The sequence below is a fragment of the Bacteroides ndongoniae genome (genome assembly GCF_900108345.1).
Lineage (GTDB): Bacteria > Bacteroidota > Bacteroidia > Bacteroidales > Bacteroidaceae > Bacteroides > Bacteroides ndongoniae.
In genome coordinates this window covers 1,419,121-1,442,226 of the sequence record NZ_FNVV01000014.1, presented here as the reverse complement: position 1 = coordinate 1,442,226, position 23,106 = coordinate 1,419,121, and the positions used below count along the sequence as shown (strand labels likewise).

Here is a 23,106-nt window from a genome sequence, read left to right as displayed (position 1 = left end):
ACAGCTGTACCTTGCAAATCCTCACGGCCTGCGGTGGCCGACGGAAATCTTCCTTCTCGGGGAGAAGCGTATTTCTGTCGCCAGATTTGTCCGGTTGCCGTTATCACTTTCGTGATGCGGAAAAATAAATCCGGCAAAGGTCTTTAAGGACCGAAAGCAGGGAAAGAAAAAAGTAAACTTAAAAGAAGTAGCATTATGGAAAATGAAATCAGAGAAAGGGAAGTGGTTGTTGACGGCAAGACTCTGACATTGTTACGAAAGGACGGAAAATGGGTTTTTCCGCTTGTCACATATTACAAGCATGGACTCGGAACACCGCTTTGTCTGGCATTGTTGGCGTATGTGGAAGACAGTAACGAATTTGAGTCAGAAGCTGTTATTACGGTCAATCTTCCTGGTGCGGAACGCGGTGCCGGGTGTCAGTTCATCGACACGAACAACAACGGAGAAGAAGTTCTTGGCTGGCTTATGCTTTACGGCTTGTGTACTCCTACCGGCAAATACGCCGTTTCCGGTTTCTGCAAGTACCCCGAGGTGGACTTTTATCAGAGCGAACGCTTCATGCGACAGAAAGAGCTTTGTGACAGGTATTTCAACTTCGTTGATTGACAGGCAGGAGAAGGCGGTCATACAGGACTGCCTTCATGGCCTTGCCTGCCAGTGCCCTTTTATACGAATACCTTTCCGGTATTTCCTTCCTTTTCTATCCGGCTTTCCCACCCGAAGATCTAAGGTATGGTGTCTGTGCCGCAGTCCGCCCTTCACTTCAAGGTACGGAAGGCTGTGCCCGATCAACGGCAGTCTGCATCATGCCGCTTCATGCCGGAGCTTCGACCTGTCGAAACAACCGGTATTCCGCTATATGGGCATCCTGCCTGGTTGTTGCTCCGGCACATTTCGCCTTTTGTCCGCAGCTTTCCTTTCCGGGCCGACGGCGTCATGGGCAAACGGTGACACATTCTGCTTGTGCCGTCCGTCGAACCTCCGGAATGTCACAGTCAGAAAGAGTCCCCATTTTGTTTGCCCGGCAGACCGTTTCTTTTACCCGCCCAAGCCGTCATTCCTTTTATCAGATGCCTTTTATACAGGCCGATGGCCAATTCCATTTCTATTTGCGATTATTGCCTGCTGTCATTCCTTGTCTGCCACCGCATAGGTTTTATCGGGTGCGAATGTAGGCTGTCGCGCCTGATTCTTCCGTTTTGAAATGCATTTTGAAGGAAAATCTTCCTTGCGGGCAAGAGTATTTTGCTTCAAAAAAACGTCGAATGGGCTTTACCGACATCCATTGTCTGCACCATAAAACCCCAAGGCGGTTCGGCAGAAAGGAACCGACCAGAGGGAAATAAAAATATTATTAACAATTAAATTCGATGAATTATGGAAAAAACAGGAATGCAGTCAGTAGAAGAAAAGAACATCAGTATGGTAGCATTGGCAGACATTCAGCCGAGCGGTTACAACCCACGCAAGCATTTTGACGAGGCGAGCCTTGCGGAACTGGCAGACAGCATCCGTCAGCAAGGGGTCTTGCAGCCTATCGGTGTACGCCCGATTGAAGAAAGCGGAAAGTTTGAGATAGTGTTTGGAGAACGCAGATACCGAGCTTCCCTTATGGCAGACATGACGGAAATTCCTGCTGTCATTCTGAATGTGTCGGAAGAGGTGGCAGAGGAAATGGCGGTGACGGAGAACCTGCAACGTAAGGATGTCACACCTATTGAGGAAGCAAACGCATTTCAGAAACTCATTGAAAGCGGACGACACGACATTCAGTCTTTGGCCGTTCAGTTTGGCAAGAATGAAACCTATATTCGTACCCGATTGAAGTTCACAGCCCTTATTCCCGAGATAGCGGAACTTTTGGAAAAAGACGAACTGACTATCAGTGTGGCAAGTGAAATCTGCCGTTATGATACTGATATTCAGAAAGAAGTGTTCGACAAACATCTGAAAGAGGGTGTTATGTATGGCAGTTGGAGAGGTATGAAAGCTACCGAGGTGGCAAAGAACATTGAACGTAATTATACGACCGACCTTAGCCGTTACAACTTTGACAAGGCCGTTTGTGCTTCCTGTCCGCACAATACTAACAACATGACTCTGTTTTGTGAGGGTGGTTGTGGAAATTGTGCAAAGCGCAGTTGTCTTGCTGAAATGAATACGGCATTTATTGTTGAAAAGTCTGTTCAGGCGTTAAGTGCCCATCCGCTACTTTCTCTCGGGTACAATCAATACTGCTATGATATGGAAGCTGTAAACCGCCTTAAAGAGTTGGGCTATGAAGTTACAGAACTTTCAGGCAGATGTTACCAATACCCAGAATTGCCGGAAGAACCGCAGTCCTCTGACTATGAAACGGAAGATGCATTCCGGGAAGCCAGATTGGAGTATGACCAGGAAGTCAACGACTATATGGAAGAATGTAAGGAACTGGTTCGAAGAAACGAAGAGGGAGAGATAAGCCTGTATGCTCAGATAGGTCAGAAAGATATTTCCATGTGTTATGTGGAAGTGGCAACCCAAAGTTCAATTGGCGGACAGCCTACAGGACAGGAACAGCTCTCACCGATACAGAAGCTGGAAAAACAGGATAAGCGTAACAAGGAAATAGCACGTGAGAAGACGGTAGATGATACCAAGAGACGGATTTTTGAAGTTGATTTGACCGAAGCCAAATTCGGGGCAGATGAAGATAAAATGATATATTTCTTCCTGCTTTCATCGCTTCGCAAAGAGCATTTTGCAACCGTTGGATTGGTGGATGAAAATATTCCATATTTGACTGACGAGAACAAACTGAACATTATAGCAAATCTTACTCCAAAGGCAAAGGCTGTTATCCGCAGGGATTATCTGATTGCCAATTTCAAGAGTAACGCATACGGAAATAATGCAGTAGCCGACATGTTGCTTGAATTTGCACAGAAACACATGCCTGAAGAACTGGCTGAAATCAAGGGTACGCATGACGAGGTGTACGAAAAACGCCACCAGCGTATTGAGGAAAAGAAAGCTGTTCTGCAGGTGCAGGAACAGGCAAAGCAGGAGACAGGGCATTCAGAAAGTGATAGTACCGAACAACAGCCTCATTCACAAGAGGCTGCTGCCTGACCATAATTCATGATTTGTATCAGATACAGGGCGGAGGAATCTGTCCTGTATTTTTTTGTGTCGGTATCTCATGTGCCCGCCAGAATCACTTTTTTAATTACCTGCTTTTTCTCCGGTAGCCTGTAGCTACTGGAGATATTCGGTCCGGATCTATGGCTGATGACGGAATCCGGCACGAGCCGTCTTCTGTCATCGGCCGCTCCGGGAGCCTTTATAATCTTCCTCTTATATACGCCAGGGTTCTGGCTGTCCTTTTTATCAGCTTCTTGTCTTTCGGCAGCTTTTGGCTGCTGAAACAATACGCTCCGGGAATTTGGCTGATTTCTACTGACAGCACAAGCAGTCATCCGTCATCGGCCGTCCCGGGAGACTTTTATATCATTCCCTGTATCATGTGTGGTTAATGCTCTTTTTTATCCACCTCCTTATCTTCCGGTAGCCTGTGGCTACTGGAATCATCTCGGTCCGGATCTGTGGCTGATGACGGAATCCGGCACGAGCCGTCTTCTGTCATCGGCCGCTCCGGGAGCCTTTATAATTTCTCCGGTTATACACCATCCGTCACATTGCCCCGCCGCCACCCTTGTCCCTTTATATTTTCCCTTTTATACAGAAGTTACTGGATGTCGAGTTTTCCTTTCGCCCTTCCTTTGTCACCGCATTGGTTTTATCAGGTGCAAATTTAGTCAGCCGCGCCTGCTCCTCACGTTTTGAAATGAATTTCTTGATAAAATCTTCCTTGCCTGAACAAGAGTATTTTACCAAGAAAAAACGTCGGAATAGGCTTTTACGGCAGACATTTCTCGCACCATAAAACCCGAAGCGGCTCCGGTAATAAGGAAGCCGAACTGAGGGAAAAAATAAACGAGTTTTCAATTTAATAATAGAATCAACTATGGACAAAAACATTCAGGAGTCTAAAGAGTTCCGCCTTGCCAAGGATTGGGAAATGGCGGTGAACAGTTTTTCTTTCAATCCGAAACGCTTTGCGGCTGCAATCCCTACAATGCATCCTACGCTGCAACAATGCCTGTACAGACTGATTAGGGAATGTATCAAGGTTATGGCAGATGATACTCGTTACTACGATGACCGTAACATGGCTTCGCATGAGGAAGCGAAATGTTTGATGGAATACCTCAATAAACATGGACGTAACATACCGCTTAAATAATTGAATTATGAAAACAAAGGAATATCATTTTGACGGCAGCACTTATGTATGTCGTATTGTTCAAGCCAACGATGGTGAAGAACTTGTTATCGCACCTACCGCTTTGTTGGATGTCATCCAACCAGGTAGCATTGAAGATGAAAATGAAGGCTTTGCCAATAAGGAAGCCGAATATATTTATGACGAGATTTTTTTCTTTACTGATGCGGAAACTCTTGCTTTACCCGAGGAGCAGTTTATCGAAGAGCTGAAGAAAGATAACCGTGGGTAGTTTGAATAATTAGTATGTAATCATTAAATACTTTAGCATTATGGATAAAGATTATGTTATGCGTATAGCTGAGACTATCCGCGAACAGCTGGTAACAATGACCGACACAGCAGTCCTTTTGTCATGGGGTATTCATGAATTTATGGCAACGGTATATAAGGATTTGCCTGGATTGAAGTTCCGTGTCAACGGATGTCTCTTTCAGGGGTATGTTTTGATTTGTCTGAACAGTTCAGATTATTATGAGGTGTATCTTCAGAATGAGGAAGGAACTAGGTGCATTAGTGATGAAGTTTGTTTTGATAAACTGGGAGAGGTTATTGACTGGTATATCGAACTAAATATTGATGAAGGTGTCGTATGATTTGTTAGACTTAAAATAATTCTTTGATATATTTGTGAGTCATTTAATATTTATATTTTCTATAGAATCTTATACGTGAAATATTTATAGAAGTTCATAAATTAAAAGCTTAATAGGTGAATTTAATTAGGATTAAGACATGATGAATGCCTCATTATTGAATCTGTAAGAAAATGGATAGTTTATTTTTGATGTCACACTATAAATAAGTTTTTTGATATATCAATTTTCGGGTGACACCGAATTATAGCTTTATAATAGCAATTTTCTTCAGATTCTTTGAGGATTTCCCAAAAAAATACTACATTAGGGCCCGAAAGGTTGTTGCTTTATGAAAACATGAATATACTGTAACTTTTATTCAGAATGCTATCAAACGTTTTTTTACCGGTGCGTAGAAATTCGTAACTTTTATTAAAAAGAGGTGGAAGGGGCACCGACCTAATACCTCACAATACAAATAGTATGAAAATAGCTATTTTTTCAAGCGCAGCATTGTTGGACGAATCTTCTCTCCAGCAATTGAAGGGTGGTATTAATGACAAACTGGAGCATCTGGAATTGTCTAATTCTAACTCAAATTCGAATAGCAATTCGAATTCTAACAGTAGCATTGCTTCAATGCAAATGGCAAGTGGATGCAACTGTGGTTGTAGTTGTGGCTGTAACTGTTAAAGTGCAAAATGTTTTTATGTATGGGTTTATTCTTAAGCCCATACATAAAATAAATTAACAAAAGGATGAAAAAGTCTAGTAGATATAATCGATATATAATTGTTGATGATGAACTTTATGTTTATAATTTGTTGTCAAGAGCATTAATATGTCTTGGAAATATAGAGCTTGGTGATAAGCTTAGGAATAATTCTTTTTCTGATTTTGATGCGGTATCTTTGGACGTTTTGGAGAAGAATAAGTTTATCTGTGATGATTCTATAGACGAATATTTACAAATTGTACGTCTGCAAAGAATTATTAAATATGGAAATAGAAATGCTCGTCTAACAATTCTTCCAACGTTGAATTGTAATTTTAGATGTTGGTATTGTTATGAAGAACATACGGCAAAGAACCTATCAGAAAAAGATTGCGAGATTTTACTGAAATATGCAGAAAATCTTTTGAATAATAATCACTTAAATAGTCTAACTTTGGATTGGTTTGGGGGTGAGCCAATGCTTAAGTTTAATGATATAATTGTTCCTCTTTCATTAGAAATTAAACAGTTATGTGAGAAGAAAGGAGTTGTATTCTATAACATGATAACAACAAATGGCGCTCTCATTTCAGAAAAACAAATTGCAGACATGGATCGTATTGACCTTAAAAAGTTTCAGATTACGTTAGATGGTGGTAAGGAGTTTCATAATAAAACAAGATTTTCAAAGAAATTTCCTGATTCTTACGATTGCATTGTAAATAATATATCCATGTTAATTAATTGTTTGTCTAATCTTGATTTAACATTAAGGATTAATTGTACGCCGGAAAATATTGAATCAATTATGTCAATAATCGATTCTTTTTCTATGGAAGTAAGAGGTAAAATACATGTCAATTTTCAACCGATTTGGCAAGAAATAGATACCTTAAAAAAACTTTCTAAACGAGTAACGGAAATTACAGCCCATTTTTATGAAGCAGGTTTTTCTGTTCCATCATTTACTATACTCCCAACAACCCCCAATATATGTTATGTTGAAAATATGTTACATTATACAATAATACCAGGATTGGAAGTATATAAATGTACCGCAAGGGATTTTAAGAAAGATTCAGTAAATTATATTGGGAATATATCAGATGATGGGGCTTTTATTTCGAATGATAATATTTTAAGATATTATTGTAATTCTTTTTTGAAAATGAAAAGTGTAGAGAATGTGAAGTCCTTCCAGTATGCAGAGGAAACTGTATTCAGAAATGTGTTGAAAAAAATAGGTTGGATTGTCAAAAGGAAAATTTAATAAAAGGTGTTGATTCAATTGTAATTGCTATGATTAAACGTGCGAAGTCATAACAATGTCAGGAGATAATCTATTCTTTCATTACCATTATTTATAATTTGTTATGCTCCGTGTTATTCATAGACTTTTTGGAAAGTGTTTTCCTATTATTTTGCAGAAAGATAGCATGCAGTGTGGTGTCGCATGTTTGAGTATGATTAGTTCATATTACGGTCGTTCATATTCGTTAGATTTTCTGTCAAAAAAATGCTTTCCTACAAAGGAAGGTGTTTCTATGCTTTCTATATCTAAAGCAGCAAAACAAATCGGATTGGATAATATAACGGGATTGATAAGCCTAGAAGAGTTGATGCGTGCTCCATTACCATGTATTTTGCATTGGTCCCAAAATCATTTTGTTGTATTATATAAAGTTAAAAAATGTAATACATTTTATTTGTCTGACCCGGCAAAAGGTAAAGTAAAACTTTCCTTAAATGAGTTTTGTGCTCATTGGCTTAATCAAACAGGAAAAAACGAGAATAAAGGTGTTGCTATGTTTTTTGAGCCTGAGCCCGAGTTTAAAATGCATATGGAAACTAATGTGTCAGAAGTCCATTCTTTGAGGTTTCTAAACAAGTATGTTAAAGAATATAAAAAATACTTGTTTCAGATTCTTTTAGGATTAATATTGGGCTGTATTCTACAATTAATAATGCCTTTTTTGACTCAAGCAATTGTAGACATTGGAATAAAACATAATGATGTTAGTTTTATTTGGCTTGTATTAATTGGTGAGTTGATAATTGTAATTGGCAAGACCATAACTGATTTTATTAGAAGATGGTTAGTCTTGTACATCTCAATGCGAATTAATATTTCTTTGGTAAGTGATTTCTTTATTAAATTACTTAAACTTCCAATGGCTTTTTTTGATACCAAACTAATGGGAGATTTATTGCAACGTATAAATGATCACTCTCGTGTACAATCTTTTTTGACAAATCAAGTTCTTGGAGTTATCTTTACATTTCTCAGCTTTATTGTTTTTGGTGTTGTTCTGTTGATTTACAATCAAACAATTTTTTATATTTTTACTATTGGTAGCGTAATATACGGTTTATGGATAACAAAGTTTTTGCACAAACGAAAAATAATAGATTATGAATTGTTTGAGCAACAAGCCAAAAACCAGAATAAGACGTATCAATTGATTACTTCCATGCAAGAAATAAAGTTGCAAGATTGTGAACAGCGTCGTAGGTGGGAATGGGAAGATGTGCAGGCTGATATATTTTCAGTGCAAATGAAATCATTGAAGTTACAGCAAACGCAAGAGGCAGGATCTATTTTTATCAATGAAGTAAAAAATATAACTATTACCGTACTTGCAGCTACTGCTGTAATAAACGGTCAAATGACTCTTGGTGCAATGCTTGCAGTACAGTATATAATAGGGCAACTAAATTCCCCAGTAGAACAATTTATGTCTTTCATTTATTCTCTTCAGGATGTTAAGATTTCTCTTGAACGTATCAATGAAATACATGAAGGGAATGAGGAAGAAACAAGTGATAATAAAAGAAAAGGTTTCGATTCTGAGAAATCAATAAGAATAAGTAATATAGATTTTAAGTATGATCAATATGCGATGAAGAAAACTCTGGAAGGAGTTTCTTTTGAAATTCCCGCAGGGAAGGTTACGGCAATTGTTGGGGCATCTGGAAGTGGTAAAACTACTTTAATAAAGCTCATGCTTGGCTATTATAAGGTTATGTCAGGTAGTATTTTAATCGCTGGTCACGATATAAATGAATATAATCTTAAATGGTGGAGGCGCCATTGTGGTGTTGTATTACAGGATGGAGTGATTTTCTCCGAATCTATTGCTAGAAATATAGCAATAGGTGATGGTGATATAGATTGGGAGCAATTGGAATGGGCTGCTAAAATAGCCAATATACATGATTATGTAATAAGTTTGCCTTTAAAATATGAGACACTAATTGGACGAGATGGGATTGGTTTAAGTCAAGGGCAAAAGCAAAGAATTTTAATCGCGCGTGCAGTATATAAAAATCCAGATTTTATCTTTCTCGATGAAGCCACAAATGCTCTTGATGCAAAAAATGAAAAATTAATAGTGGAGCGACTTTCAGATTTTTATAGAGGAAAAACAGTAATAGTTGTGGCACATCGTCTTTCAACAGTTAAAAATGCTGATCAAATAATAGTTCTTGATGAGGGTAAGGTTGTAGAAATAGGTACTCATACGTCTTTAATTAATATCAGAGGTGTCTATTATAATCTAATTAAAAATCAATTGGAATTAGGTAGTAACTAAAATTGCAATAAATATGAAGAATTATTCTAAAATGAGTTTAAAGGTCTTTTTTTCTATATTTTGCTTTGTATGCTTCCCCTCATTGAGAGGAATAAGTCAAACACTCGATAGTATATCAACTATTGACTTGAAGGAAGTGGTAGTGAAAGCTCAGATGCATCGAACAGATGCATCCTCTTCTACTTTTACTCCTACAATAAATCAAAAAGCTTCCGCACAAAATGCAATAGACCTTTTGAAACAACTTGCTATTCCTCAAATCAACATAAACATGATGGACAATACAGTCACTACGCCAAGTGGACAGAGTGTAGCCATATACATCAACTATATTCTCGCTTCAGCAGAAGAAATGGAAGGTATATCCACTTCAGACGTACGGCGAGTGGAATATCTTGACTTTCCATCGGATCCTCGCTTCCAAGGAAATGAGCATGTGGTTAATTTTATTGTACAGAAATATGAATACGGTGGATATACAAAGGCGACATTGAATGAAAACTTTCTGATAGGCAAACTTTCAAGCCGGGCTTCGATTTATTCTAAGTTTGTGTATAAACGTATGACCTACGATTTGTATGTGGGGGCTTCCAATCACAATATCAATCATTCGGGCAATTCCGTTTCGGGAGTTTACAGTCTGGAGAATGAAGCGGGAGAAGCCTATCAGATAACTCGAAACGAAACATTAGAGGGTGCCCATCTCAAGTATAACCAGTATCCGGTTACGTTCCGGGCCGTCTATGACACAGATAAAATGCAAATAGCCAATACCGTCGGCTTCAACTTTGACCAGACTCCATTGTCGGAAACAAAGGGTATGTTGTCGTTTGTTCCTCAGCAAAACACGGATTATTCCTATTATAAGAATGAACCATCCACTAGCCGTTATTTTGTCTGGTCGGGTAATTATTATTTCATCCTTCCTCGGGATTTTCATCTTAGCGTATCGCCTGGCATGAATTATGGGCATACGAATTATTCGTATATTTATCAGACCTCATTGCCTGGCAATTCCAGTATCGCGAACATTTCAAGAGAAAATGTTTGGCAGTTTCGTGGAAGCGCTACTTTATTCAAAAAGTTAGCTGACAAGCAGAGTGCTTTCTTCCGGACATGGTTTGGATCGACATCCAATGATGTGAGCTATTCCGGTACTTCGCCCTACGATAATGAATTCTTAGATATGTACGCCGGTGCCGCACTGGGTTATAATTTCTCAAACGACAAATGGAACGTCCGGGCCGATGCCGCCTTCCAATGGGAAAAGAACCAGATTAATGATCAGTCTGTGGCGGAAGTCTATCCGCTACTGAACTTGTCTGCAGGTTTCTCTCCCTCACAAAAGCACTCGTTCCGTACTTTCTTCCATTTCGGGGCAAACTATCCAGGGGCCAGTGAAAAGACGCCAAATGTTCTTCAGCAGAACGAACTGATGTACTATACGGGAAATCCCACCATCGGACTTTCCCGACAGGTGACCTTCAACCTGTCCTACAACTGGATACCGACGAGTGCATTCTCTGCTTCGGCATTTATGCAGTACTTCGGCGAATATGACCTGTATGTGCCGGTTTACCAGCCTTATCAGGAAGGTAAGGCTTTGCTGCGTACGTTTGAAACGGATGGAGCATACAACCGGACACAGATAGGTTTGTCGTTTAATTACAGGTTACTCAATGGAAAACTGCAACTGGCGGCCTCTCCTTCGGTCTCCTTCTATCGCATGACAGGGCTTTTCGACATTTCGCAGTCCCCGTTCTACTGTAATGCCTCTGCCACTTATTATTTAGGTAACTTCTATTTTCAGGCAGCCTATCAGACCCGAAGCCTTACGGTACAGGGCAATCGGGGCGTAATTTATAAAGACCGTGATTTCTATCAGGTTTTAGCCGGATGGAGTCATTCCAACTGGAACATTCGTGTTAGCGGAATGAATCTGTTCCGGAAGGATTGGCTGTGTGCCACGAATCTATTGTCTACACCTCTTTATTCCGAAACCCAGCTTGTGGAGGGCAACAATTTCCATCAGCGCCTAAACTTGTCGGTTACCTATACATTCGGATATGGCAAAAAGGTTAAACGAGGGAACGAGGTCGGCGAACAATCAGGAGCAGCATCAGCAATTATGAAATAAAATGCATATTAGTAATGACAAAATATTAAAGTTATATTTGTCTGGTTGGTGATATGTATATCTTAATCACGCAAAAAATATAGAATAAAATTAAATGAATAATGAGTTCTCGAAAAATATTGATTCACGTTCAGAAAAGGTTCGTAATCTTTTGGGGGAAAAACCTCCTTTCTTTGTAAGGTGGGGTACATCAATAGTCGTAATTATGTTTTTGATTCTATTGTTGATACTTTTAGGTTTGCAGTATCCTTATTCAAATGGAGAAAGCATATTGCAACATTTACTTCGTTGAAATATGATTATTTTTAAATTCTGATGAGAAGAAATAAAGAAACAAATTTCTTCAATACAAAATAGCCATATAGAACTTTTTAGAAGTTTGTATGGCTATTTGTTTTTTACATTATGGGGTATATAGAAGATGTAATTCTATGAGCCTACGCCTTTTTATGGATGCAACTGATTTACCATTGTAGTAACAATAAGAAACATATTCCTCATAGATATTCCTGTCACCAACCTCCAGTTTTCGAATAAGTCTGCTTTTAGGCATTTTTTTTGTACCTAAAAGTCTGTAGGCTCCCACCTTATGTAAACTTTTACATAATGTCGGTTATGTAAGCAATTTTATTATGTAAATAAAGAAAATATAAATCATTGATTAACAAATAGTATATTCATTTTTCACAGGATTACTTTTTACATAATATTCCTAACTTATTAGGTAAAATCATAGCATTATTTCCTAATAAGAGATATATTGAAGCTCCATCAAATCAAATAGATGGAGCTTCAATTAATATCAAACAATAAATAATGTTTTTATGGAAGAAAGTAATTTTTATGATTTAAGGAAACAAGTTGTCCAGCAACTGCGTGAAAGACATTATGCACCTTTAACTATTTGTGCATTTAAGAGTAGTTATAATAAACTGGAATGTTATATGCTGGAAAATAGAATTGAAATCTATTCTGCTCGTGTAGGGGAAGATTTTTTGAAAACTCGCCATAAAGGTGTTGCATACGCCCAACTGTCTGATTTTGAGAAGAACATGGTTAGACATATAAGAATAATGAATGAAGTTCTGCATACAGGAATTATCATTGGAAAACCAACACCGCGAAGTCCCATGTTTGAATTCAAAGGAGATTTAGGCATACAATTCAATGAATTTATTTGTCATGAAAGGAGAATTAAAAGTCCTCTAACAGTAAGTAAATATCACTTGTATTTGAGAGATTTGTTTAATTTTCTAAAAGAGAACAACAAGCTCGTTAAAGACTTTGACATTCCCAGTTGCTTATTATTCTTACGTGATTTGAAGCGACAGAAACGTCCTTGGCCTCATGTTGTATCTTCTGTAAGGGCTTTTATTAGATACTCATGTGAACGTAACTTATTAGGAGATTGTAATTTTTTTCGTTGGGATAAAATATTATGTCTCCATCGTCCAAGAAACCCTCAATTGCCATCGTATTATAGTAAGGAGGAAATAGAGAAATTATTGGTCACAATAGACAGGTCTTCTCCGAAAGGCAAACGTGACTATGCAATGATTTTACTTGCAGCACGTTATGGGCTCCGCGCTTCAGATATAGTAGGAGTTACATACGCCAACTTTGAATGGGAACTCAATCGTTTGTCCCTTGTCCAGACAAAAACAGGAAAACCTGTTTCATTTCCATTATCAGAAGAAATTGGAAGTGCCATTATTGATTATATCAAATTTGGACGACCAGAAATTGACAGTCCATATGTCTTTTTGGAACACATGGCTCCATACCAAAGAATTTCCCCCCAGGCATTACCAGGAATTGTTTCTGAATGGATGCTTTCTGCCCAAATAGATATCTCAACACGTAAACACGGTCCTCATTCTTTACGTCATAGTCTTGCTATTAACTTGTTTGAGAATGGTGAAACTCCAAGCGTTATATCTGAAATACTTGGACATTCTAATTTATCAACCACTTTAAATTATGTGAAAGTTGATTTAAAGCATCTAAGACAATGTGCACTTGAAGTTCCTCAAATTCCTGAATTTTTTTATTTAGATATATATGAGAAAGAGAACTGGTAAATTATGCAGCGTATTCTCAGGGTTAATTACCCAATATGTAGAATATAAACAAAACATAGGTTGTAAAACAACCGTAATGGAATTTATGTTGAAGCGATTTGACAAGTTTGCTAATGACAGAAACGAGAAAGCCCTTGGTATTTCCAAAGACTTGGCAGATGCCTGGTGCTGTAAATTTTCTGGAGAGTCCGAAGAAAACCGCTATTATAGGATCGTCATTCTTCGAGGATTCTCTTCTTTCCTGCAAATAATTGGATATAATTCATATATTCCAATATTACCAAAACATCAATCAAATTTTACCCCCTATATTTATACATCTGATGAAATAGAGAAGATTTTCAAGGAATGTGATAGGATTAACTCCTATTATCACTTAGTCAATTCAGCCCGATTTTCCATGCCATGCCTAATCCGTTTACTATATGGGACAGGAATCCGTGTAGGTGAAGCTCTAAAATTGAAACACAGTGATATCGATTTCAAAAATGAATGCTTATTGCTTAGAGAATGTAAAAATGGGAAAGACAGGTATGTGCCTCTTTCTCCTTCCTTGGTACTAATGTGCCATGATTATGTAGCCCAAAAACAGAAATTTGGGTTTAGTATTAATCCAGAAAGCTATTTCTTTGTAAAATGTAATGATACTTCCATCTCACCAAGGACTGTTTCAAATCATTTCAATCATATATTAGAACGTGCTGGTATTATGCGAAACGAAAATAGAAAAGGTCCTCGTCTACACGATCTCCGACATACATTCTGTGTAAATTCATTTGTGCAATTATGCAAATCAGGGAAGGATATACATAATGTGATGCTAATACTAATGACATATATGGGACATCAATCCATTAAAGCCACAAATAAGTATGTCAGAATAGTAGAGGCTATGTTTCCTGAAATTGTAGAACAGGTGGATATGGCTCATAATCATATTTTCCCTAATATGAATGAAATGATTGATTAGTTATGCGTTAAGACTTGGAATTATGACAGATTTTGGAAAATATCTCACAGATTATTTAAACCGTTATCTCACAATGGAATGTGGTTGTTCCTATCAAACGGTAAAACAATATAGTGTAACATTTATGCTTTTTATACAATACATGTATAAAATTGAACTAATAGCTCCGGAAAAACTATGCCTTAAAGAATTTACAAAAGAAAGAGTTTTGGGATTTTTACATTGGCTGGAAGATACAAGAAAATGTTCAATATCAACAAGGAACAACCGTTTATGCGCCTTACGGTCATTTTTTAAATTTCTTCAATATCGTGAGGTTAAGGGTATGGCTTATTGGCAAGCTATATTGAGTATCAAACAGAAAAAGACACCTTTTAAGGAAATGTCTTATCTGACTACGGAAGGAGTAAGGGTATTGCTTGAACAACCGGATTTATCAACTCGCAAAGGGCGTAGAGACTTTGTTCTTATGGGGCTATTATACGACAGCGGTGCCAGGGTTCAAGAAATCATAAACCTCACCCCGGAAAATATAAGATTAGGAGAAACTACGACTGTAAAATTACATGGGAAAGGTAATAAAATCAGAGTAGTTCCTCTCTCTACCAACCAAGTGAAAAATTTAAGGTTGTATATGGACGAAAACAATCTTTTTGCAGCACAATATAGATGTCATCCATTATTCCCTAATCCCAAAGGAGAAAGGTTGACAAGAATGGCTGTATTAGATATTGTGAAAAGACATGCAGAAAATGCAAGGAAACAATATTCAGAGTTGATACCCAATAATATATCTTGTCATACTTTTCGACATTCAAAAGCTATGCATATGCTGGAAGCAGGTATAAATCTCGTTTATATTCGTGACTTTCTTGGACATACTTCTACAACAACAACGGAAATATATGCCAGGGCAAGTGAAAAAATAAAAGAACAGGCATTGAAGAAACTGACTTCTGGTATTATTCAAGAAAGCAAAACTACATGGCAAAAAGACGGAGATTTAATGGAATTCCTAAAAGCTTTACAAGTAAAATATAAATAGAGGAATAGAATAGAGTGAAGAGTATTAGTTTAAAATTCTCTTCACTCTATTAAATATAATGTAAACAATTCAATAACTACAAAGTTAATAATCAGATAATTAACAGATGCTTTTTACATAATAAAATTGCTTACATAACCAACCTGGTATGCCAGACAGGCTAAAAGCACTGAATCATGGCCAAATTTACTGAATAAACGGCAAAGTTTCATCATGTCCGCTCTTAAGATAGAATCTCCCTGAGCTTTTGTGATGTCGTTGGTAAATCTCTCTCCGGGAAGGACCTTATGTCCCCATCCAACATAAGGCCAGTGTCTTTTTTCCCCATGCCAACCTTCATAGAATTTTATACAACTTATAGCCCTTTCCAGCGGTGGAAGACTGTATATGGACAGTTGGGTGGATGCCGGTTTTGCTCTGTACCTTTCCTGCCCATATACTGTCGTCATAGCCGCTATCATCAGCATGAAGATAAATATTTTTCTATGCTTCATTTTGCTCCGCGTTTGTTTAGTACATCCTTAATCATTTCCTTCACATCCAGTCCTACCTGTACAAAGTTTTTGTACAGGATGCGTTCCCTTTCATCCCTTGAATTGAATGTATAAAATTTGGGCAGTGGTACATATCCGGCTTCTTCTTTCTTTATTTCTTCCATATCGAAATCCGTTTTACAGAAGAACTTTGTGGTCTTGAATTCTTCTGATTCCTGAATGTTCATTGTTCCTCCGTTTCCTACCTTTGTTTTCACAAAGTCACGGGCTGTCTGTCCGCATATCCATCCGGTAGGCATGTCGGATATCTTTGATGCAGGTACCAGGCTGTCCATATTCTCGTTCAGGTTGATACTTGTCTTGTCGCGGTCTATGGTTACGCCTTTTTTCAGCTGAACCACTTTTCCGAAGATGTCATTCGACAGCCATTCCAGTGTTTCTTTCGAGCGAGCAGAACCGCTTACCACGTTACCCACTGTAGTGATAATTTTCTGCATACCAACCTTGCCGTAGTCGGCTTCAAGCTGCGGCAGTTCTTGGAATCCCAGCGTCACGCTTACCTTGTTGCTTCGTGCTGTTCCTATAGCCGGTCTATCTTGTGGAAATATAGTGTCGGCAGCTCGTCCACGATGATGCTCACTGGGATATTCTTGCCCTGTCCGGTATTCACACGGGTTACAAGGCGGTTCAGGATAAGGGCGTTCAGCGCACCTATGATACTTTCCATTTCCGGATCGTTGGCTATGAGCAGGTAGCTTGGGTCCTTCGGGTCACTTACTTTCAGGTCGAAATCGTCCCCGTCCTTGTGGAATATCCAATATGATTCCTTGGTAGCCAGACGGGAGGTATATACTCTCAAGGTACCGATCATACCTTCCAGCTGCTCCATGGCCTTGTTCTTGAAAGCCGTTTGGAACGGGCCAAGAAGGGGAGCCACCTCATTGTCTGTTTCCAATACCTCGAAGATGGTCTGGTAGCTCTCGTTCAGGAATGACAAGATGTGTGGCATATCCGAGTATTTCCCCAGCCAGTAAGCAGGTTCTACAATATTGCCGTCTTTCTTGTCACGTACCACGCCGGTCGGCTTCCAGAATTTTGTTTCAGGATCCTGACGTTTCTCAGCATACAGCATGTTACCGTCCTTGTCGTAGGGTTCTCTCTCATAGTTGACAAAAAAGTAAATGCAAGCTGCCAGAAAGTTCACAGCGGAGGTCTGGAAGAATTGGTCGCTTCCGCCACCTCCTTCCTTCTTTCCTTTCTGCAATGATTCAAGCAAGGTCTCGGCAGTTTCGCTGGCGGCGGCCAGATTGTTTATATACTTTGCCTGTATGGGGTTCACACGACGGCTGTATTCTACATCCACAAAGTTGATGATGTTGAACTTGCAGCCTTTTGGCAGCTTGCCGAGTTTCTGGTTCTTCTTGTAATGATAATACAGTTTTGTCGCCAAGGTAGGGAACTTATAATCGTACACGACCATAGCGAATCCCTTGGCAGAGTGCTGTCTGATAAATGGTTCGATGATTGAAAATGTCTTACCACTACCCGGTGTACCTACTACCCATGTCCCGCGAAAGGGGTTGCTTATGCTTACCCAGCCCTTGCGGAATTTACCTTTATAGTAGTAGCGCATGGGGATATTTACACTGTATTTGTTTTCCTGTATTTCCTCGCTCTGCTCAAAACTCTCGTTCTCGAAGTTGAACCTGTCTTTCATCAGCCCGTCCTTCAGGAACTTTGAAATGTTGTCAAGGGCAATATGCGCCAGTATGACACCGGCAAGTGAGGTTGCCATGTAGAGCCAAATGTTCAGCGGCAAGGTGTACAGCCGCATGCCCATTTTATATCCGAACAGCCATACGGACAGTACAATCAGCCCTACACCGCCCACAAGCGGATACAGCACCATTCGCCGGGCATCAAATTCCAGCTGTTTTTTGTTGCGGGTGCCGATACAGGTGATACAGATGAGCAGGAAGGTTGCTACCTTGCTGTACACCAGGTGTCCGTCATTATATATCATCCAGCGCTTGATACGTCCGTGTATGTCACACAATATTCCGCTCCAACTGTCAAGCAGGGCCGGCTCCAGTGCATATTCAAAGAATTCCATAAGCACGGATATATAGATTACAGCCCGGAATATTCTGTAGAATCCCTGCAACTCTTTACTTTCTTCCATAATCTTTATTGAGTGTGTTTGTGTATGATGATAACCGTTTTCGAGTTGTTCTCTATTTTTATTTGTTCAGAGAGACAATAGGTCTTATACGGTGAGCTTGTGTCTTCGGTGTTTCCTGCATTGCTCCGCTGCCTAACGAATAGAGCCAGGCTTTTGCCGTCTGCTGTCCATCCACTTCTGTCGAAGTCCAATACCAGCAGTCCTCGGAGGTTTCCGGAAGCGGATCTCCACCGCATAGCTCTATTACGGGGTTTATAGTCTGGCGGGCAGTGTACAGCAAGCGCATCTCTGCTACTGAAGGGATAAAGGCACTCTGTCCGTATCTCCACATGTCAAGCACGGATTCTGCCATGGGAGAGGCAGTCTCATTTGTGTCGTAGAGGGCAAATGTATTGGCATTGCCGTCATAGGCATCTGTATTGGCAGATGTTCCTTGTTCGATACCCAGACTGTCTGCAAACGCCTGTTCCTTAAATTCCCAGAGATAGACGGCATACCCAATTCCTTTTTGACCGTCACGGATGCCTGTGTCAAATACTACAGCGATAGCTTTTTCCTTTGTCTTGTCGTACATTTCATAAGGTACAGTCGAACCGTCTTCACAAAGGATATGTCCTGGACGTACAGTCATGTCTGTTTCCTCGATGTGTGCATCACAAGCTGTCAGCATTGCGGCAATCAGCGTTGCCGGCAACAACCGGCAGATTCTTGTTATAGTCTTTCCTTTCATCTTTTCCCTTATTTTATCGGTAGTTTTACACCCAGTGCTATACCTGTACGAAACAGGTCAGCTCCATTGATCATCACGTCGTTTTTTACCTGCCAGTAAAAAGTCCAGCCTGAGCGTAGTACATAGTTATGCTCATAGCCCAGATGTATTCCTGCCACGAATTTCTGTGTGTCACTTCCTCCTGAACCTCCAATGCGAAGACTTCCGTAGTGGTTACGTCCTCTGATTACGCAGGGCTTGTATGCGATTCCGACTCCCCAGGTGCGATAATTCCTCCAGAAACTTTCCGGACATACATGTCCGCAGGTTCCGCAGTCCGTCCATTGCAGATAGCCGTTGGCAAAAAACTCCCATGTGTGTCTGTAGTTTACCTCATGTTCGTAGGCGAGTGTAGCTTCCATACCGTTCTTGTATAATAGTCCGGTACCAAGCAAAAGACGGCCGCTGTTACGTTGCGCCGATACGCTTATACAGAGGAACATGCACAAGAGGGAAAAACAAATCATCTTTTTCATGGCTATTCCTCCTCCAAAAGATTAGAATTAAACGAATCGGCCGAAAGGACATCTTCATAATCTATGTTCAGACTGATGTTGCGTCCGCTTATCTGCTTCTCTGTCATTTCAATGGTCAGCACCTTGTCATTGGGAAATGTCAGTTTCTTTATGGCAATCACGTTACGGTAACCGTGTCTGAATGTCTTGCCAGGTTCCAGAACAAGAGCCGGTGCCAGTTCGATTACCTGTGAATTGGTGGCTTTTGTTACTTTCTTGTCGGCAAGTTTGATACGTATTTCGTCAATGTCAAAGCGGATGTTGGTCTTGTTTTCAATGGAGAAGTCTATGAAAAAATAATCACCTACTGAATAGATGTTATTCAGGCGCATGACCATCCGATGCTCTTTGCTTGCTACGTTCCTGATTTTGGCCGGTGAATTCCAGATACGTCTGGCAAATCGGGCCATATCGGCAAGTGGCATCGAAACTGCCGGATTGTTGAAGGCTTCACGTTCTTGTAAAAGCACCTCTTTGTCCGTAACAGCTTCCCGCATCCGGGTTGTATAGAGTAAGGCATATTGCGTACGGTAGCGTTCTGTTACGATAGTCACAATAGCAAGTATGTCACCGTCTTCATGCCCGGCTTCTTTTGGCTTTAGGCGGATAATGTTGTCTATGGGCTGATCCCCAACAATTTTTTCAGTAGAGATATCTACAAAACGTATGGGTTCGGATGCTGTAATCACGGTTGTAACCTGTTCGTTTACTGTCAGATGTTCCATCTCTTCATAGGTACGCTGTGCCAGCACCTCACGTCCGGCAAACAGCCCCGTTGCGAGGAATAATACCATTATTGTTCTTTTCAAGTTCATATACATTTCGTTTTGTCCTTTTATTATTCTTTTGTTGCCTGTATTTCAGTATTATGTTGCTGCAGCTCTTCGTCAACACGTTTTTGGGCTATCTCATAATAGCTCTTTTCGGTTTCAAAGCCTATATAATGTCGCCCTGTCCGGATTGCGGCTACTGCAGTTGTGCCCGAGCCTATGCAATTGTCCAGAACTATGTCTTTTTCGTCCGTATAGGTTCGTATCAGATATTCCAGCAAGGCTACCGGCTTTTGCGTCGGATGATAGAATGTGCCCTTACGGTGTTCCTTGGGTATGGCGATTACCGAAGTGGGATATTTGTCATCAGCCATACGTATGGGAGACAGTTCTGTCTTGCCATAGCACCGGTTGGTAAATCCTTCTGTTTTCCGGCGGCTGTGGTTTCTTTGCTCCGGCAGGCTGGGCTTCATCTGCGGATGATAAACTGGTTGGTGCCTGTAGAAGATTATAATATCCTCATGCTGGCGCAGCGGCATCCGGTTGGCGTTCAAGTGTCCTGTTACCCTGTCCTTATGCCATACAAGGTTATACCTCCACATTTGTGGTTGCGAAAGCATCAGCTTTGCTGTAAACATGCCTTGTGAAAACAGGATGATGGGACTCTCCGGCTTGGCAATACGAAGATATTGTTCCCACAGCAGGTCCAAGGGAAGTTGTTTGTCCCATACTGCTGAATGGTTTCTGCTGTTCAGTACACCATACGGTAGGTCGGCAATGATGGCATCTACACTGTTGTCTGCCATTTGGTTCATTCCTTTCAGGCAGTCCATGTGGTATATGTGATCTGTTTCTATCATAATCTTTTATTGTTTGTTATTACCATTTACCAGATAGACAAAGGTTCCGTATTTCAGCTTCACCTTGTTTTTTTTGATGGCCTTGCCGATAGCGTTGCTCGTTTTCTGGTAGGCATTCTGCATTGCTTGCATTCCCCATTGGGCCAGACTGTTCCCGGCCCCCGTTGTGTTCATGCTGATGTTGCCTGTTACGGCACCACTTGCAACATCTTTGCTCGTTTCCCGGAACTGGCTGTTGGGTACATACAGTCCTTCCAGTCCATCCGTGTCATACAGTGACAGACTTACTTTCACCAGTTCGTCATCTACAAGTATGCTGTTGATGCTGCCTTTTACCCGCCCGGAAGAGAATCCGCTCATGGTGGCATACAGGTAAGAGCCGCGTTTGACTACATGTTCGTCAATTTCCACATCATCAAGTAGTCTTAGACGTACACGTGAACCGTCAACAGCCTTGATATTTTCATCAATGATGGCCTGTATGAGCTTTGGTTCACGGGAGTTTTTAGCCAGTGTATTGAAGTAGTCGGAGGTTGTCTTTACTTTCTTCACCACTTCACTGGCTTTTGCTGTTTCAGCAGGGGCTTTCACCGAACGGCTGTCTTCTTCAATTTTTCCCGCAGAATGGATTGTGTCCATGGGTATGGCTGTGGCATCAGAATCTCCAGCTATAGGTTCTATTGCTTTCTGTCCTTTTAACCTCGCTTCTGCCAAAGCCTTCTCCAGTTCCGCAAGGGCTTCTTTTTCTCTCTCTTTGGTATCGGTCTCTTGTGTGGCCATAGCCTTGTCTTTCTCCTGCTGGTCGAGCAGGGCGATGTCATTTTGTGTGTATTGCGATTCATAAGCTTGTTTGTTTTCGTCCGGTTCATCACGGTCGATGTTATCTACTGCGGAATAGTCTTGTATTTTACCCCATGATTTTGCCATGTTCTCATATTTGCTTCCGATTCCGTCTCCGTCTTTGATTTGGGCGTCCGGAAGCTCAGGATTCAGAAATTCCGTCGTCTGCAGCGTTTTATCCGGAATCTCTGCTTTTTCTGCATGGAACAGGTCGAAGATAAAGTACGATCCGCCCATCAGCGGAATGTAGAGGATTGCCGGTAACATAAATTTGGGCTGCCTCCAGTTGATTTGCTTGATTTTTTCCTTTATGTTCATTGCTCTCATTAATTGATTTGTACATATTTCCCTTCTAGGGCACACGTCTTTAATATTTCTGCATTGTCTTTTCCAAAGGCGATAAGGATACTTCCACATCCGGGCGAATCACCGCGTGTACCGTCCGGACGGTAGAATCTGATGCGGTGGCGTAGAAACTTCATGGCTATTGCTTTCTTGAAGATGATGTCCTGGAACATCTTGGAATCACATCGGTTATACAGCAATGCGATGCCGTTTCCATGTTCTGCCAGCCGGCGCACAAACTGCTCTATAAGTGGACGTGAGTAAGGTGGATTGAGCCATACGCGGCCTTCCCATTTTTGAGACAATCCGTCAATACGTTTGTCATACATGACTGTAGCTGTCGGCCACAGCGGAGCGACCGGTGCACAGGGGTCAAGGTCGAATTTTCCCAATGCCTCCAGTACATCTTTGGGAGTATACCATTCATCTGATGCCTTTTCAGTCCTTTCAAATCTTGTATTCATACGTGTCATGGTTGTGTTTGCTTTTTTCTGGATTTGTTTTTATGGGCTTTTTTCTTCTGCTTTGCTGCTGTTATGTTCAGATGGCGTGTAAAAGACTTTTCGCCGTTCTTTGAGTACGGAGTCTTGCATTTCGGTTGCTGTTCGTTGCACGGGCTGATGACGGTACACTACAGAAATGCGGTAAATGTTCCATACCAGTCCACCTAAGACAAAAGCAAAGACAATGACCAGAAACAGGTTCCGGTGCATGTTGGCAAACCCTTGCACTTTGGCTGCCGCCTTGTCTATTCTGGTTGCTTTGGCAAATTTGCGTCCGGCTTCTATGTCACGCTCGTAGCGTTCCTTGTATTGCGGATCATTCTTGTCCGGCATTTTCTCGCCGAACAGCATTCGTCTGAATCCTTTGGTATTCATGTTACTA

19 protein-coding genes and 2 pseudogenes are annotated in these 23,106 nt (G+C 40.6%); 12 read left to right on the top strand and 9 right to left on the bottom strand.

The genetic code is table 11. The features are described from left to right. The first annotated feature begins 195 nt into the window (after nucleotides 1-195). The 12 genes from BQ5591_RS16755 to BQ5591_RS16695 all read left to right on the top strand — a co-directional run bounded on the left by BQ5591_RS16755 (nucleotide 196) and on the right by BQ5591_RS16695 (nucleotide 15,446). Complete coding sequence (locus BQ5591_RS16755; RefSeq protein ID WP_071150185.1) at nucleotides 196-609, top strand: DUF4313 domain-containing protein; 414 nt, start codon at nucleotides 196-198, stop codon at nucleotides 607-609. A gap of 126 nt (nucleotides 610-735) precedes the next feature. Continuing rightward, nucleotides 736-954 carry a hypothetical protein gene (locus BQ5591_RS16750; RefSeq protein ID WP_071150184.1) on the top strand — a complete coding sequence of 73 codons (219 nt, stop codon included), beginning with the start codon at nucleotides 736-738 and terminating at the stop codon, nucleotides 952-954. 426 nt (nucleotides 955-1,380) lie between these two features. Further along, nucleotides 1,381-3,114, top strand: coding sequence for a ParB/RepB/Spo0J family partition protein (locus BQ5591_RS16745; protein WP_071150183.1), 1,734 nt, complete (start codon nucleotides 1,381-1,383; stop codon nucleotides 3,112-3,114). Nucleotides 3,115-4,009: 895 nt separating this feature from the next. Further along, nucleotides 4,010-4,288, top strand: a complete 279-nt coding sequence (locus tag BQ5591_RS16735; protein ID WP_071150181.1) for a hypothetical protein — start codon at nucleotides 4,010-4,012, stop codon at nucleotides 4,286-4,288. A 7-nt stretch (nucleotides 4,289-4,295) separates the two neighbouring features. Further along, nucleotides 4,296-4,559, top strand: coding sequence for a hypothetical protein (locus tag BQ5591_RS16730; RefSeq protein WP_071150180.1), 264 nt, complete (start codon nucleotides 4,296-4,298; stop codon nucleotides 4,557-4,559). 40 nt (nucleotides 4,560-4,599) lie between these two features. Continuing rightward, entirely contained in the window at nucleotides 4,600-4,923 is a 324-nt protein-coding gene (locus BQ5591_RS16725; protein WP_071150179.1) for a hypothetical protein, read from the top strand. 740 nt (nucleotides 4,924-5,663) lie between these two features. Further along, entirely contained in the window at nucleotides 5,664-6,890 is a 1,227-nt protein-coding gene (locus tag BQ5591_RS16720) for a radical SAM protein (RefSeq protein WP_071150178.1), read from the top strand. Between the two features lie 103 nt (nucleotides 6,891-6,993). Continuing rightward, nucleotides 6,994-9,213: a peptidase domain-containing ABC transporter gene (locus tag BQ5591_RS16715; protein WP_071150177.1), complete on the top strand. Its 2,220-nt coding sequence runs from the start codon at nucleotides 6,994-6,996 to the stop codon at nucleotides 9,211-9,213. 271 nt (nucleotides 9,214-9,484) lie between these two features. Continuing rightward, on the top strand, nucleotides 9,485-11,350 hold the full coding sequence (locus BQ5591_RS16710) for an outer membrane beta-barrel family protein (protein WP_235817103.1): 1,866 nt from the start codon (nucleotides 9,485-9,487) through the stop codon (nucleotides 11,348-11,350). Between the two features lie 824 nt (nucleotides 11,351-12,174). Continuing rightward, complete coding sequence (locus BQ5591_RS16705; protein WP_083381013.1) at nucleotides 12,175-13,431, top strand: site-specific integrase; 1,257 nt, start codon at nucleotides 12,175-12,177, stop codon at nucleotides 13,429-13,431. Further along, complete coding sequence (locus BQ5591_RS16700; protein WP_071150175.1) at nucleotides 13,412-14,401, top strand: tyrosine-type recombinase/integrase; 990 nt, start codon at nucleotides 13,412-13,414, stop codon at nucleotides 14,399-14,401. The genes BQ5591_RS16705 and BQ5591_RS16700 overlap by 20 nt, the downstream gene beginning before the upstream one ends. Before the next feature lie 22 nt (nucleotides 14,402-14,423). After that, nucleotides 14,424-15,446, top strand: coding sequence for a tyrosine-type recombinase/integrase (locus tag BQ5591_RS16695; protein ID WP_071150174.1), 1,023 nt, complete (start codon nucleotides 14,424-14,426; stop codon nucleotides 15,444-15,446). A 137-nt stretch (nucleotides 15,447-15,583) separates the two neighbouring features. Here the strand turns inward: BQ5591_RS16695 and BQ5591_RS16690 are convergent. The 9 genes and pseudogenes from BQ5591_RS16690 to BQ5591_RS16650 form a co-directional block, all read right to left on the bottom strand. Continuing rightward, nucleotides 15,584-15,895, bottom strand: a pseudogene (locus BQ5591_RS16690) (glycoside hydrolase family protein); the annotation flags it as partial. 41 nt (nucleotides 15,896-15,936) lie between these two features. Beyond that, nucleotides 15,937-18,122: pseudogene (locus BQ5591_RS16685) on the bottom strand (type IV secretory system conjugative DNA transfer family protein). A 58-nt stretch (nucleotides 18,123-18,180) separates the two neighbouring features. Next, entirely contained in the window at nucleotides 18,181-18,792 is a 612-nt protein-coding gene (locus BQ5591_RS16680) for an Lcl C-terminal domain-containing protein (protein ID WP_113740929.1), read from the bottom strand. A 68-nt stretch (nucleotides 18,793-18,860) separates the two neighbouring features. Further along, nucleotides 18,861-19,367, bottom strand: a complete 507-nt coding sequence (locus BQ5591_RS16675) for a hypothetical protein (protein WP_113740896.1) — start codon at nucleotides 19,365-19,367, stop codon at nucleotides 18,861-18,863. A 2-nt stretch (nucleotides 19,368-19,369) separates the two neighbouring features. After that, nucleotides 19,370-20,200 (bottom strand): conjugative transposon protein TraN, encoded by an 831-nt coding sequence (traN, locus tag BQ5591_RS16670; RefSeq protein WP_235817139.1) that lies wholly within the window; start codon nucleotides 20,198-20,200, stop codon nucleotides 19,370-19,372. A 44-nt stretch (nucleotides 20,201-20,244) separates the two neighbouring features. Further along, nucleotides 20,245-21,036, bottom strand: a complete 792-nt coding sequence (locus tag BQ5591_RS16665; RefSeq protein WP_071150171.1) for a DNA-methyltransferase — start codon at nucleotides 21,034-21,036, stop codon at nucleotides 20,245-20,247. A gap of 6 nt (nucleotides 21,037-21,042) precedes the next feature. Next, a complete protein-coding gene (traM, locus tag BQ5591_RS16660) occupies nucleotides 21,043-22,194 on the bottom strand; it encodes a conjugative transposon protein TraM (protein WP_071150794.1) in 1,152 nt (383 codons plus the stop codon). A gap of 8 nt (nucleotides 22,195-22,202) precedes the next feature. Continuing rightward, complete coding sequence (locus BQ5591_RS16655; protein ID WP_071150793.1) at nucleotides 22,203-22,685, bottom strand: DNA N-6-adenine-methyltransferase; 483 nt, start codon at nucleotides 22,683-22,685, stop codon at nucleotides 22,203-22,205. A 39-nt stretch (nucleotides 22,686-22,724) separates the two neighbouring features. Further along, nucleotides 22,725-23,099 (bottom strand): hypothetical protein, encoded by a 375-nt coding sequence (locus tag BQ5591_RS16650; protein ID WP_071150170.1) that lies wholly within the window; start codon nucleotides 23,097-23,099, stop codon nucleotides 22,725-22,727. Nucleotides 23,100-23,106 lie beyond the last annotated feature (7 nt).

What these genes read in the sequence shown, in the direction of transcription:
- BQ5591_RS16705 (WP_083381013.1), top strand. Translation starts at nt 12,175, where the DNA reads ATGGAAGAAAGTAATTTTTATGATTTAAGGAAACAAGTTGTCCAGCAA.
- BQ5591_RS16675 (WP_113740896.1), bottom strand. Translation starts at nt 19,367, where the DNA reads ATGAAAAAGATGATTTGTTTTTCCCTCTTGTGCATGTTCCTCTGTATA.
- BQ5591_RS16730 (WP_071150180.1), top strand. Translation starts at nt 4,296, where the DNA reads ATGAAAACAAAGGAATATCATTTTGACGGCAGCACTTATGTATGTCGT.
- traM (WP_071150794.1), bottom strand. Translation starts at nt 22,194, where the DNA reads ATGAACATAAAGGAAAAAATCAAGCAAATCAACTGGAGGCAGCCCAAA.
- BQ5591_RS16680 (WP_113740929.1), bottom strand. Translation starts at nt 18,792, where the DNA reads ATGCTGACAGCTTGTGATGCACACATCGAGGAAACAGACATGACTGTA.
- BQ5591_RS16725 (WP_071150179.1), top strand. Translation starts at nt 4,600, where the DNA reads ATGGATAAAGATTATGTTATGCGTATAGCTGAGACTATCCGCGAACAG.
- BQ5591_RS16695 (WP_071150174.1), top strand. Translation starts at nt 14,424, where the DNA reads ATGACAGATTTTGGAAAATATCTCACAGATTATTTAAACCGTTATCTC.
- BQ5591_RS16745 (WP_071150183.1), top strand. Translation starts at nt 1,381, where the DNA reads ATGGAAAAAACAGGAATGCAGTCAGTAGAAGAAAAGAACATCAGTATG.
- BQ5591_RS16700 (WP_071150175.1), top strand. Translation starts at nt 13,412, where the DNA reads ATGAGAAAGAGAACTGGTAAATTATGCAGCGTATTCTCAGGGTTAATT.
- BQ5591_RS16735 (WP_071150181.1), top strand. Translation starts at nt 4,010, where the DNA reads ATGGACAAAAACATTCAGGAGTCTAAAGAGTTCCGCCTTGCCAAGGAT.
- BQ5591_RS16650 (WP_071150170.1), bottom strand. Translation starts at nt 23,099, where the DNA reads ATGAATACCAAAGGATTCAGACGAATGCTGTTCGGCGAGAAAATGCCG.
- BQ5591_RS16665 (WP_071150171.1), bottom strand. Translation starts at nt 21,036, where the DNA reads ATGATAGAAACAGATCACATATACCACATGGACTGCCTGAAAGGAATG.
- BQ5591_RS16710 (WP_235817103.1), top strand. Translation starts at nt 9,485, where the DNA reads ATGATGGACAATACAGTCACTACGCCAAGTGGACAGAGTGTAGCCATA.
- BQ5591_RS16715 (WP_071150177.1), top strand. Translation starts at nt 6,994, where the DNA reads ATGCTCCGTGTTATTCATAGACTTTTTGGAAAGTGTTTTCCTATTATT.
- BQ5591_RS16755 (WP_071150185.1), top strand. Translation starts at nt 196, where the DNA reads ATGGAAAATGAAATCAGAGAAAGGGAAGTGGTTGTTGACGGCAAGACT.
- BQ5591_RS16720 (WP_071150178.1), top strand. Translation starts at nt 5,664, where the DNA reads ATGAAAAAGTCTAGTAGATATAATCGATATATAATTGTTGATGATGAA.
- traN (WP_235817139.1), bottom strand. Translation starts at nt 20,200, where the DNA reads ATGGTATTATTCCTCGCAACGGGGCTGTTTGCCGGACGTGAGGTGCTG.
- BQ5591_RS16655 (WP_071150793.1), bottom strand. Translation starts at nt 22,685, where the DNA reads ATGAATACAAGATTTGAAAGGACTGAAAAGGCATCAGATGAATGGTAT.
- BQ5591_RS16750 (WP_071150184.1), top strand. Translation starts at nt 736, where the DNA reads ATGGTGTCTGTGCCGCAGTCCGCCCTTCACTTCAAGGTACGGAAGGCT.